The following is a 12,434-nucleotide window of genomic DNA, read 5'->3' on the forward strand; positions in this document are numbered from 1 at the left end:
AAGAAAGGCTACTCGAAAGAGTGGCCTTTTTTGTATCTGGCGAAAAAGTTCTTCTGAAACAATGACATGGCATCTTTCATGAAACCGTACAGGGTTTGTGGAGTCCATCTCAGCACACGCTATGCTTACTCCTCTACGACCCATGGTCGCAGTCGCCGCCCCCGGTGATACGCGTTAATATTTGTAATTATTTTGTCCATAGGGATTGGTAACTTGGCTGGATACCCCCATCCTGTCGCGCACAATCCTAGAGGTGATTGATGCGCGCCAACTCGTCTGAACCACAAGACTCCGTGACTGCAACCCAACCGATCGCCCCCACCCGTTTGCGTTGGCTCGATCTATTGAGCAAATACCGACAGCCGATCGGCCTGGCCGTTACGTTGTTGCTGTTTGCAATCGCCCTGATCGCCTGTCGACACCTGTTGCTGGAGCTGGATCTCTACGCTCTCCACGACTCCATCCTGGAAGTGCCCAAGCCAGCTTTGCTGGGAGCCTTCGCCGCGGCCGTCGCCGGCTTTGTGATCCTGCTGGGCTATGAATTTTCCGGCGCCCGCTACGCAGGGGTGAACCTGCCCGCCAAGACTCTGGCCCTCGGCGGCTTCACCGCATTCGCCATCGGCAACGCCATTGGCCTGTCGATGCTCTCGGGCGGGTCGGTGCGTTACCGTCTCTATGCCCGCCACGGCATCGGGGCTTCGGAGGTGGCGCGCATGACGGTGTTTGCCAGCCTGGCCCTGGGCACTGCCCTGCCGCCGTTGGCCGCTCTGGCGACCTTGAGCAACCTGCCGGCCGCCGCCACCTACCTGCATCTGCCGCAGATACTGCTCGGCGGCATAGCCGGCGCCGTGCTGTTGCTGTCGACGGTGCTGTGCATCGGCATTTATCGCCGTCGCCTGCCGGAACAACCGTTTGCTGACAACCTGCTGGTCAAAGTCGGCCGCCGCACGCTGCGGCTTCCCGGGCGTCGCCTGACCTTCCTGCAACTGATCATCACCGCGCTGGACGTCGCCGCCGCAGCCACCGTCCTTTATATGTTGCTACCGGAAGCGCCGCCTTTCGGGCCGTTCCTGCTGGTGTACCTGTTGGCCCTGGCCGCGGGCGTGCTCAGCCATGTACCGGGCGGTGTGGGGGTGTTCGAGGCGATCCTGCTCGCCGCCTTCGCCGATAAGCTCGGCGCCGCGCCATTGGCGGCCGCGCTGCTGCTGTATCGCATGATCTATGTGGTACTGCCGCTGTTGATTGCCTGTGTGTTCCTGCTGGTCAACGAGGCCCAGCGCCTGTTCCAGACCCAGCAGAGCCTGCGGGTTGCCTCGGGTCTGGCGGCACCGGTGTTGGCCGTACTGGTTTTTTTGTCCGGCGTGGTCCTGCTGTTTTCCGGCGCCACGCCGGAAATCGATTCACGCCTGGAAAACATCGGCTTCCTGATTCCCCACCGCCTGATTGACGCGTCCCACTTCGGCGCCAGCCTGATCGGCGTGCTGTGCCTGCTGCTCGCTCAAGGGTTGCGTCGACGTTTGTCGGCCGCCTGGATGCTGACCATGGTGCTGCTGCTGGTGGGCGCCCTGCTCTCGCTGCTTAAAGGCTTCGACTGGGAAGAAGCCACCCTGATGACCATGACTGCGGTGCTGCTGGCGATCTTCCGGCGCTCGTTCTACCGCGCCAGCCGACTGACCGAGCTACCGTTTTCGCCGCTATACCTGGTGGCCAGCGTCTGCGTGCTGGGGGCTTCAATCTGGCTGCTGCTGTTTGCCTATCAAGATGTCCCCTACAGCCATCAACTGTGGTGGCAGTTCACCCTCGACGCCAACGCGCCGCGTGGCCTGCGCTCGTTGCTGGGCGCAGCGGTGTTGCTGGTGATTGTGTCGCTGACCTGGCTGCTGCGCACCGCGCGCCCGGTGATCCATTTACCGACGCCGGAAGAGCTGGAGCGCGCCACCAAGATTTTAATGGCTTCGTCCCAACCCGACGGCGGCCTGGCGTTGACCGGCGACAAAGCCCTGCTGTTTCACCCCAACGACGAAGCGTTTCTGATGTACGCCCGACGCGGACGCAGCCTGGTGGCTTTGTACGACCCGATCGGCCCGACCCAGCAACGGGCCGAGATGATCTGGCAATTCCGCGACCTGTGTGACATCCACCACGCGCGCCCAGTGTTCTACCAAGTGCGGGCGGAGAACCTGCCGTACTACATGGATATCGGCCTGACCGCGATCAAGTTGGGCGAAGAAGCCCGCGTCGACCTCAAGCGCTTTGACCTGGAAGCCAAGGGCAAAGAGATGAAGGATCTGCGCTACACCTGGAACCGCGGCACCCGGGACGGTTTGTCCCTGGAGATCTGCGAACCGGGCACGGCGCCGATGGACGAGCTAAAGGTCATTTCCGATGCCTGGCTGACCGGTAAGAACGTGCGGGAAAAAGGCTTTTCCCTGGGGCGCTTCAGCGACGATTACCTTAAGCACTTTCGCATTGCGATTATTCGCTTCGAAGGGCGCCCGGTGGCCTTTGCCAACCTGCTCGAAACGTACAGCCACGACCTGGCCAGCCTGGACCTGATGCGCGCGCACCCGGACGCGCCCAAATTGACCATGGAATTTATGATGGTCGGCCTGATTCAACACTACAAAACCCACGGCTACGCCCGCTTCAGCCTCGGCATGGTGCCGCTGTCGGGCCTGCAACCGCGACGCGGCGCTCCGCTGACCCAGCGCTTGGGCTCGATGGTGTTCCGCCGCGGCGAGCAACTGTATAACTTCCAAGGTTTGCGCCGCTTCAAAGACAAGTTCCAGCCCGACTGGGAACCTCGTTACATGGCCGTGCCCGCAGGACTCGATCCGCTGGTGGCATTGGCCGATACCGCCGCCCTGATTGCGGGCGGCTTGACTGGATTGGTGAAACGCTGATGATTCGACGCTCCTGGCGGTATGTATTGGCCTTTGTAGTGCTGCTCGCCCTGATCCTGGGTGGCGGCTTTTGGTACTGGAACCGCCCTGCCCCGCAGCCCACCCTGGAGCAGTTGCCCCAGGCCGATGGCGCGGCGATGACCCGCGTCACCCCGAACGGCAATGCCAAAGCCCGTGTGATCGTGGCGGTGATGGCCGACGACGTGTTGGCCGACAGTCAATTGCTTGCCCTGAGCCAGGGCGGTAAAGCGCAGATCGTGCAGGTGGTGCTGCCCAAGGACGACTGCAAGCTACAAGAACAAGCCTTGCAAGGCGCTCTGGCGCAGCTCAAAGGCCCAGCGACCCTAGTCAGCGGCATCGGCCCCGGCGCAGCCCTCGCGTGGCGCTGGCTGGCCACACAGAACGACGATAAGGCCAATGCCATCTCCGTAGGCTTTGCCCTGGTGCAGGAAGGTTGCAAGGATCCGCTGCCGAAGACCGCCGCCCACGGCAACTGGCTGGTGGCCTGGAACGACAACCCTGACGACGAAAGCGCCAGTTTCGTACGCGATACGCCGCGCGCCACCACCAGCATCAGCGACTACGACATTCATTACCCGCAAGTGCTGAACAACGAACTGCGCAAGCAATTGGTGGGTTCGGACAACGGCGGCCTGGCGATCCCGGTGGTTGAAGTGCCTGCCGGGCAAGCCAAGGACACCGTCACGCTGTTTCTATCCGGTGACGGCGGCTGGCGCGACCTGGACCGCGATGTGGCCAGCGAGATGGCTAAGATCGGTTACCCGGTGGTCGGCATCGACACCCTGCGCTACTACTGGCAACACAAGACCCCGGAACAAAGCGCCAAGGACCTCACCGAGCTGATGCAGCACTACCGGCAGAAGTGGGGCACCAAACGCTTCGTGCTGACTGGCTACTCGTTCGGCGCCGACGTCCTGCCCGCCATTTACAACCGCCTGCCGGAAAACGAGCAACAGCGGGTCGATGCGATCATCCTGCTGGCCTTCGCCCGCACCGGCAGCTTTGAAATCGAAGTGGAAGGCTGGCTGGGTAACGCCGGCAAAGAAGCTGCCACCGGGCCGGAAATGGCCAAGTTGCCAGCGGATAAAGTGGTGTGCATCTACGGTGCCGAAGAAGTCGATGAGAGCGGCTGCACCGATAAGACTGCCGTGGGCGAAGCCTTGAAGTTGCCCGGCGGCCATCACTTCGACGAGAACTACCCGGCACTTGCCAAACGCCTGGTGGATATCATCGTCAAGCACCAGGTCAAGTCCGAGTAATTGCGGGCTGTACGCCAAACAAACTGTGGGAGGGGGGCTTGCCCCCCTCCCACAGTTTGTTTGGCGGTCTTAGTAAAATCTAGCGCGGTTCGATGTGGGCAATCATCAGCTGCACGGTTTCATTCCCACGAAACTCGTTCACATCCAGCTTGTAGGCCAATTCCACCCAACGCACCGTCGGGTTCGGCCAGACTTCCCGATCCACCCCGAACGCGATGCCGTCAAGCTTCACCGAACCGCACTCACTCTTGAGCACCACCTTCAGGTGCCGCTCCCCCACCACCCGCTGCTCTACCAACTGGAACACCCCGTGAAACAACGGCTCGGGAAAGTGCTGGCCCCAAGGGCCGGCATGCCGCAGAGCACGGGCCAGTTCCAGGTGGAATTCCTCCACCGCCAAGGTGCCATCGGACAGCAGGCGCCCGGTGAGGTCTTCTTCACGCAATTGCCGACGCACTTCGGCATCGAAAGCTTCGGCGAACAGCGGGAAATTTTCCTCAGGCAACGTCAGCCCCGCCGCCATGGCGTGTCCGCCGTATTTCGCGATCAGCGTGGGATGCTGGCTAGCGACTACGGCCAGCGCGTCACGGATATGGAAACCCGGCACAGATCGCCCTGAGCCTTTAAGCAGGCCGTCACCGGCGTCGGCAAAGGCGATGGTCGGGCGGAAATAGCGTTCTTTCATGCGCGACGCCAAGATGCCGATCACCCCCTGGTGCCACTCCGGATCGAACAGGCACAGGCCATAGGGCATGGAGTCCACCGGCAAGTCCTTGAGCTGGGCCAGGGCCTCGCGCTGCATGCCCTGCTCGATGGATTTGCGGTCTTGGTTCATACCGTCCAGTTGCACGGCCATCTCACGCGCCGCAGCGAAATCGCGAGTCAGCAGGCACTCGATACCCAGGCTCATATCGTCCAGGCGCCCGGCGGCGTTGAGCCGTGGCCCGAGGATAAAGCCCAGGTCGGTGGAGGTGATTCGCGCCGCATCGCGCTTGGCCACTTCCAGGATTGCCTTGATCCCCGGTCGCGCGCGCCCGGCGCGAATACGCTCCAGCCCCTGATGGACGAGGATGCGATTGTTGGCGTCCAGGGGCACCACGTCGGCGACGCTGCCCAGGGCTACCAGATCAAGCAGGTCGCCGATATTGGGCTGTGGTGTGTTCGCGTACCACCCCAACTCGCGCAGGCGCGCGCGCAGGGCCATCAATACGTAGAAAATCACGCCGACACCGGCCAGGGCTTTGCTGGGGAACGTGCAGCCAGGCTGGTTCGGATTGACGATGGCGTCCGCCGCTGGTAGCTCATCCCCCGGCAAGTGGTGGTCGGTCACCAGCACCTTCAGCCCCGCCGCTTTTGCCGCTGCCACGCCTTCGACGCTGGAGATACCGTTGTCTACGGTGATCAGCAATTGCGGCTCGCGCTGCAGGGCCACGGCGACGATTTCCGGCGTGAGGCCATAACCGTATTCGAAGCGGTTGGGCACCAGATAATCGACATGGGCCGCGCCCAGCAACCGCAGGCCCAGGGTGCCGACGGCGCTGGCCGTGGCGCCATCGGCATCGAAGTCGCCCACGATCAGGATGCGCTGGCGTTGCTCCAGCGCGGTCACCAGCAAGTCCACCGCGGTATCGATACCCTTGAGCTGCTGGTAGGGAATCAACCGCGCCAGGCTCTTGTCCAGCTCGGCCTCGGACTGCACCCCGCGCGCGGCGTAAAGGCGGGTCAACAGGGGCGGCAATTCACCGAGAAACGGCAGGACGGCGGGCAACGGACGAGGATCGATACGCATGGGGTGAAGGAAACTTCTCTTTAATAAGACGGTTAAACGGCAAGGCTGAAATCGACTGACAGGCAACGTGGGAGGGTCAGGCCCCTTCCGACCGTTTCAACCACGCTCGCCGACCAGCCACTGCAGCTGCACTTCATGCTGGCCACGGTCGTCGGTGACGAACATCGTGCCTTCGCTGATCATCACATCCCACTTGATCACCCTGGGCATGTCCTTGGCCAGGGTTTCGAGGACTTCCTGCGGCACAGCCGCGATGTGCACGTTCTTCAGATTAGCGGCGACCGGCACCACTTTGCCTTCCCATACGCGCAGGCTGCCGTAGGCCAGCAGGCTGGTGCGCTCGGTGCGGCGCGAGCACCAGGTCAAGCGATCGACATCGGGTTGGCCGACTTCAATCCAGTGTAAAACCCGGTCATCCAGGCTTTTTTCCCACAGGGCCGGTTCGTCTACATCTGACAGACCACGCCCAAACGACAACTGTTCGTTGTACCAGAGGGCATAAGCCAGCAAACGCACGGTCATGCGCTCTTCGGTCTCCGACGGGTGGCGGGCGATGGTCTGTTTGACGCTCTCGTACACCGAACGGTCGAGGTCGGTGAGGTTGAGTTCGAATTTGTAGGTCGTGGACGGCTGGGCCATGAACGGGCTTCTAGAGACAAGGAAAGGCGGCCAGTCTAACCGATGGCGAGGCCAATCAACGAATCCTGCGCTGCAACACCCTTATCCCTGGGCCCCTCGCCTATGTTAAAAGGCATCTCACACCTGTTCTGCGCAGCCAAGGATCCCCATGTCGTTTAATGCCAAACCGCTTGCCGGCCTGAAAGTCATCGAACTCGGCACCCTGATCGCGGGCCCGTTCGCCTCACGTATCTGCGCAGAATTCGGCGCCGAGGTCATCAAGGTCGAATCCCCGGACGGCGGCGATCCGCTGCGCAAATGGCGCAAGCTGTATGAAGGCACATCGCTGTGGTGGTTCGTGCAGGCGCGCAACAAGAAATCCCTCACGCTGAACCTCAAGCACCCGGATGGCCTGGCCATTCTTAAGCAACTACTGGCGGACGCCGACATCCTGATCGAAAACTTCCGTCCCGGCGTGTTGGAAAAACTGGGCCTGAGTTGGGAAACCCTGCACGCGCTCAACCCGAAACTGGTCATGGTGCGCCTCTCGGGCTTTGGCCAGACCGGGCCGATGAAGGACCAGCCAGGGTTTGGCGCCGTGGGCGAGTCCATGGGCGGGCTGCGTTACATCACCGGTTTCGAGGACCGCCCGCCGGTGCGTACCGGGATCTCCATCGGAGATTCCATTGCAGCGCTATGGGCGGTGATCGGTGCGCTGATGGCGCTGCGGCATCGTGAGGTTAACGGCGGCCTGGGCCAGGTGGTCGATGTCGCGCTGTATGAAGCCATTTTCGCCATGATGGAAAGCATGATTCCCGAGTTCGACGTGTTCGGGTTTATCCGCGAACGCACCGGCAACATCATGCCGGGTATCACGCCCTCCTCGATCCATACCAGTGCGGACGGCAAGCATGTGCAGATCGGCGCCAATGGCGATGCGATCTTCAAGCGCTTCATGGCCGCCATCGGCCGCGAAGACCTGGCCAACGATCCACAACTGGCCAGCAATGACGGGCGCGACAGCCGCCGTGACGAGCTGTACGGCGTAATCGATCGCTGGGTCAATTCGCTGCCACTGGAGCAGGTGATCGAGCAATTGAATGGCGCCGAGGTGCCCGCCAGCCGCATCTACAGCGCTGAGGACATGCTGGGCGACCCGCAATTTCTGGCCCGCGAGATGTTCCTCAAGGCGCAGCTTCCGGGTGGCAAGGATTTCAAGATGCCCGGCATCGTGCCCAAACTGTCGGATACCCCCGGCAGTTGCGAGTGGGTGGGCCCGCAACTGGGCGAGCATAGCGGCGCTGTACTGGGTGAGCTGGGCTATGACGCCGCAGCGATTGTACGCTTGCGTGAGGCAGGCGCAATCTGATGCGCCATCGGTGCAAACAGTGGCTGGTGCAGCTCTGCCTGGCGACAACAGTGGCCGGTGGGTGGCCTGCATCGGCTCACGCGCAAGACACCTTGATCTGGCTGCTGCGTGATTTGCCGCCACTGACGATTTTCGACGGCCCCGGCAAAGGCCAGGGCGCCTTGGATCAGTTGCTGCCGCTGCTGATCGAGCGCCTGCCGGACTATCGCCACGAAGTGCTGCACGTCAATCGCGCACGCGGAACGCAAATGCTGCGCGAGGGGACGCTCATCTGCGATCCCTCGTTGCTATGGACAGCGAAGCGTGCGGCATACGTTGCGTTTTCCAAACAGGCCTTTGTCGTCGCCAGCAATGGCGCGGCCATTCGCAGCAGCCAGGGTGAGCAACTGGCGCGATTTATCAGCCACGGTCAGTTGGACCTGCAGGCGTTTCTGGCTGCCCATGAAGCTCGGGTAGGCGCTGTTGCGGAACGAAGCTATGGACCAAATATCGATGAAGCACTCAAGCAGACCGACACCCAGCACCTGGCCCTGCACTACGGCAACGATGCCATGGGCAGCCTGCTGCAAATGCAACGTCTGGGCAGACTGGAAGCGGTGCTCGGCTATTGGCCGGAGATCCGCTATCACGCCCAGCAACAAGGCATTGCCCCTGACAATTTGAGTTTCTACCCGATCAAAGGCGCCCCACCCTATCAGCACACCCATATCGGCTGCTCGAACACCCCCCAAGGGCGCCAGGCCATCACCCGCATCAATCAAGCGGTGCGTGACATCCCGCAGGAGCAGATACAACAAGCCTACGCCGCCTGGCTGGACCCACTGATGCGTCAGGATTACCTGCGCGACAACCCGGTATTTTTTCAAGACTGGAACGAGCCCTGACAAATCGCAGGCAAAAAGAAACCCCGAAGAGTGGGGAGACACTTCGGGGTTAAACGTGGCCTATCTAAAGACCAGTACAGCAAGCCACAAACACCGGAGCACAATGTTCGCTCTTGCTGTTACGAAATCTGACCGGGCATGCAGTAGGAAGTTTCCATGAGTGAATAATTCTTCATGCGCAGGCAGCGCCCCGGGTTTGGGCGGCATTGCGAAGAGCAGCGATCACGGAAGGTTCCAAGCGGCCTTCAGCGATTTTCAGGTCACGCAGCAGGCAATCGACCACATCCACCAGCACCCGCTTATCCATCAACTGAGCGCGGTCGACTTCACGTTCCACCACGATAGCGCCGGCAGGATTCTTCACGGTTACCAGGCATTCGCCTTGCACGCCAACGGTGGTCAGCGTAACCCGGTAAGGGCTCAGTGCTTCTTCGAGCAATAGGCTGATACTTTCCATCTCGATCACCATTCAATAGTTCGGGAACAATCGTTTCAACGAGCGCTGCGTCTTTTCTAAATGACCGATTGCCATGTAGGAAAGTTCGCTTTTTCGTCGCTATGGACATCCGGGGTGTTCAGTTCAGCTTGCGCTTGGAACATGACAGACAAAAAACGGCGGCTCATCGCTGATCACGCGATGGCGGGTGTTGGCGGGTTCATCGGAGGCGAACGAAAAAAAAACGCCGCTGCCCCAAGAATGGGAAAGCGGCGTTTCTACGCGGGCAAATCTGCCTTACAGCGGCTTGCCTCGGTTACCGTGTTGGCTGACAAACGCCTGCACGGTCTTCAGGTCATTGGCCAGCACGGTGCAGCGTTCTTCACGCTCGAAGAGGTCCGCCAGGTGCGTCGGCAATTCCAGTGCCTTGCCAACGCCTGCCTTTTCCACCGCTTCCGGGAACTTGACCGGGTGGGCGGTGCCCAGGATCACCATCGGGATGTCCAGGCTGCGACGGCACTCCCGTGCGGCCTTCACGCCGATGGCAGTGTGCGGGTCGAGCAGCTCGCCGGTCTGGGCATAGACTTCAGCGATGGTTTCGCAGGTCTGTGCATCGTCCACGGCCAGGGAATCGAACAACTTACGGGTTTCGGTCCAGCGCTCTTGCTCGACGCTGAAACCGCCGCCTTGCTTGAAGTTGTCCATCAAACCGGCAATAGCCGCACCGTTGCGACCGTGCATGTCGAACAGCAGACGCTCGAAGTTCGACGACACCATGATGTCCATGGACGGCGACAAGGTCGCGTGCAGGGTTTCCTTGACGTACTGGTTGCCGCTCATAAAGCGGTGCAGGATGTCGTTGCGGTTGGTGGCGACGATCAACTGGTTGATCGGCAGGCCCATGTTGCGCGCCAGGTAACCGGCGAAGATGTCGCCGAAGTTGCCGGTCGGCACCGAGAACGACACCGAACGCGCTGGGCCGCCCAACTGTAGGGCTGCGTGGAAGTAGTAGACGATCTGAGCCATGATCCGCGCCCAGTTGATCGAGTTCACCGCCACCAGACGCGTGCCCTTGAGGAAGCTCTGGTCGGCGAAGCTGTTCTTGACCATTTCCTGGCAGTCATCGAAGTTACCTTCGATGGCGATGTTGTGGATATTGTCGCCGAAGATAGTCGTCATCTGACGGCGCTGCACTTCCGACACCCGCTTGTGCGGATGCAGGATGAAAATGTCGACGTTTTCGCAGTGTTTGCAGCCTTCAATCGCCGCCGAACCGGTATCACCGGAGGTGGCACCGATGATCACCACGCGCTCGCCACGCTTGGCCAGCACGTAATCCAGCAGGCGACCCAGCAGTTGCAGCGCAAAGTCCTTGAACGCCAGGGTCGGGCCGTGGAACAGCTCCAAGACCCACTCGTTGCTGTTCAACTGACGCAACGGTGCGATGGCGCTGTGGGAAAACACGCCGTAGGTTTCTTCTAGAATCTTTTTGAAGTCCGCATCCGGAATGCTGCCGGTGACGAACGGGCGCATCACCCGAAACGCCAGCTCGTGGTACGGCAGGCCAGCCCAGGAGGCTATTTCTTCCTGGGTAAAACGTGGCAGGTTTTCCGGCACGTACAGACCGCCGTCGGTGGCAAGACCTGCCAGCAGAACGTCTTCGAAATTCAGGGCCGGTGCCTGGCCGCGGGTGCTGATGTAGCGCATAAAAGCAAACCTTTGGTTTGAGCTTCAAGCTTCAAGCTACAAGCGGCAAGTTAAAGCTGATCGGCTTTTACTTGCAGCTTGCAGCTAATAGCTTGCAGCTGGATTAATTCAAATGTTCGACGCGAATCCGTACAACCGGCCCAACCACACCCTGGAGCGCTTCCAGTGCCTGGATGGCATCGTTAATGTGTTGTTCGAGCACACGGTGGGTCAGCAGGATCATTGGCACTTGGCCGTTTTGCTCCTCGACTTCCTTCTGCATGATCGACTCGATGTTGATGCCCCGCTCCGACAGGATGCTGGCCACCTGAGCCAACACGCCCGGGTGATCCTGGGCCTGGATGCGCAGGTAGTAGGCGCTTTCGCAAGCCTCGATCGGCAGAATCGGGTGGGCCGACAGCGAGTCCGGCTGGAAGGCCAGGTGCGGCACACGGTTTTCCGGGTCGCTGGTCATGGCGCGAACTACGTCCACCAGGTCGGCGATCACTGACGAAGCCGTAGGCTCCATGCCGGCGCCGGCGCCATAGAACAGGGTCGAACCTGCGGCGTCACCGTTGACCATCACCGCGTTCATCACGCCATTGACGTTGGCGATCAGGCGGTCGGCCGGGATCAGCGTCGGGTGCACACGCAACTCGATACCCGCCGGCGTGCTGCGAGCCACGCCCAGGTGCTTGATGCGATAGCCCAAGGCTTCGGCGTAATTCACGTCGGCGGTGGTCAGCTTGGTGATGCCTTCGGTGTAGGCCTTGTCGAATTGCAGCGGGATACCAAAGGCGATGGACGCCAGGATGGTCAGCTTGTGCGCCGCGTCGATGCCTTCCACGTCGAAGGTCGGATCGGCTTCGGCGTAGCCCAGAGCCTGGGCTTCGGCCAGCACGTCTTCGAAGGTGCGGCCCTTCTCGCGCATTTCGGTGAGGATGAAGTTACCGGTGCCGTTGATAATGCCGGCCACCCAGTTGATACGGTTGGCAGACAAGCCTTCACGGATCGCCTTGATCACCGGGATACCGCCGGCCACTGCGGCTTCGAACGCCACGATCACGCCCTTCTCGCGGGCCTTGGCGAAAATTTCGTTGCCATGCACGGCGATCAGCGCCTTGTTGGCGGTGACCACATGCTTGCCGTTCTCGATGGCTTTGAGCACCAGCTCGCGGGCCACGGTGTAGCCCCCGACCAGCTCGATGACGATATCGATTTCAGGGTTGGTGGCCACGGCGAAGACATCGTTGGTAATCGCAATACCGGTCGTTTGGAACTGAGGCTTTGGCGAACGCGTGGCAATTTGCGCCACTTCAATTCCACGCCCTGCACGGCGCGAAATTTCTTCAGCGTTACGCTGAAGGACGTTGAAGGTGCCGCCACCGACGGTCCCTAACCCACAGATGCCTACTTTGACCGGTTTCACTGAAGAACTCCCCATGAAACGGCCGACGCTAGGTCGGCCG

The 12,434-nt window shown here is 61.0% G+C and carries 9 protein-coding genes; 4 read left to right on the plus strand and 5 right to left on the minus strand.

Annotation, left to right across the window (positions count from 1 at the left end; translation table 11 throughout):
• Positions 1 to 260: 260 nt before the first annotated feature.
• Both mprF and ACFZPT_RS12560 read left to right on the plus strand, forming a co-directional pair.
• Complete coding sequence (gene mprF, locus ACFZPT_RS12555) at positions 261 to 2,903, plus strand: bifunctional lysylphosphatidylglycerol flippase/synthetase MprF (RefSeq protein ID WP_034100314.1); 2,643 nt, start codon at positions 261 to 263, stop codon at positions 2,901 to 2,903.
• Complete coding sequence (locus ACFZPT_RS12560) at positions 2,903 to 4,183, plus strand: virulence factor family protein (RefSeq protein WP_034100316.1); 1,281 nt, start codon at positions 2,903 to 2,905, stop codon at positions 4,181 to 4,183. The genes mprF and ACFZPT_RS12560 overlap by 1 nt, the downstream gene beginning before the upstream one ends.
• Before the next feature lie 79 nt (positions 4,184 to 4,262).
• On the opposite strand, the gene recJ is transcribed toward ACFZPT_RS12560, so the two are convergent.
• Positions 4,263 to 5,972: a single-stranded-DNA-specific exonuclease RecJ gene (gene recJ, locus ACFZPT_RS12565; RefSeq protein ID WP_034115009.1), complete on the minus strand. Its 1,710-nt coding sequence runs from the start codon at positions 5,970 to 5,972 to the stop codon at positions 4,263 to 4,265.
• A gap of 96 nt (positions 5,973 to 6,068) precedes the next feature.
• On the minus strand, positions 6,069 to 6,611 hold the full coding sequence (locus ACFZPT_RS12570; protein WP_379555286.1) for a YaeQ family protein: 543 nt from the start codon (positions 6,609 to 6,611) through the stop codon (positions 6,069 to 6,071).
• Positions 6,612 to 6,759: 148 nt separating this feature from the next.
• Here ACFZPT_RS12570 and ACFZPT_RS12575 point away from each other — a divergent pair, with 148 nt between their 5' ends.
• On the plus strand, positions 6,760 to 7,959 hold the full coding sequence (locus ACFZPT_RS12575; RefSeq protein WP_034115011.1) for a CaiB/BaiF CoA-transferase family protein: 1,200 nt from the start codon (positions 6,760 to 6,762) through the stop codon (positions 7,957 to 7,959).
• Positions 7,959 to 8,843, plus strand: a complete 885-nt coding sequence (locus tag ACFZPT_RS12580; protein WP_034100323.1) for a TIGR02285 family protein — start codon at positions 7,959 to 7,961, stop codon at positions 8,841 to 8,843. The genes ACFZPT_RS12575 and ACFZPT_RS12580 overlap by 1 nt, the downstream gene beginning before the upstream one ends.
• A gap of 172 nt (positions 8,844 to 9,015) precedes the next feature.
• On the opposite strand, the gene ACFZPT_RS12585 is transcribed toward ACFZPT_RS12580, so the two are convergent.
• From ACFZPT_RS12585 to ACFZPT_RS12595, 3 genes are all read right to left on the minus strand, one after another.
• On the minus strand, positions 9,016 to 9,312 hold the full coding sequence (locus tag ACFZPT_RS12585; RefSeq protein WP_034100324.1) for a DUF3509 domain-containing protein: 297 nt from the start codon (positions 9,310 to 9,312) through the stop codon (positions 9,016 to 9,018).
• Between the two features lie 264 nt (positions 9,313 to 9,576).
• A complete protein-coding gene (thrC, locus tag ACFZPT_RS12590; RefSeq protein WP_034100326.1) occupies positions 9,577 to 10,986 on the minus strand; it encodes a threonine synthase in 1,410 nt (469 codons plus the stop codon).
• Positions 10,987 to 11,089: 103 nt separating this feature from the next.
• Positions 11,090 to 12,394: a homoserine dehydrogenase gene (locus ACFZPT_RS12595; protein WP_034100328.1), complete on the minus strand. Its 1,305-nt coding sequence runs from the start codon at positions 12,392 to 12,394 to the stop codon at positions 11,090 to 11,092.
• Positions 12,395 to 12,434 lie beyond the last annotated feature (40 nt).

It is taken from the genome of Pseudomonas sp. MD330_10 (assembly GCF_042610415.1).
GTDB classification, from domain to species: domain Bacteria; phylum Pseudomonadota; class Gammaproteobacteria; order Pseudomonadales; family Pseudomonadaceae; genus Aquipseudomonas; species Aquipseudomonas rhodesiae.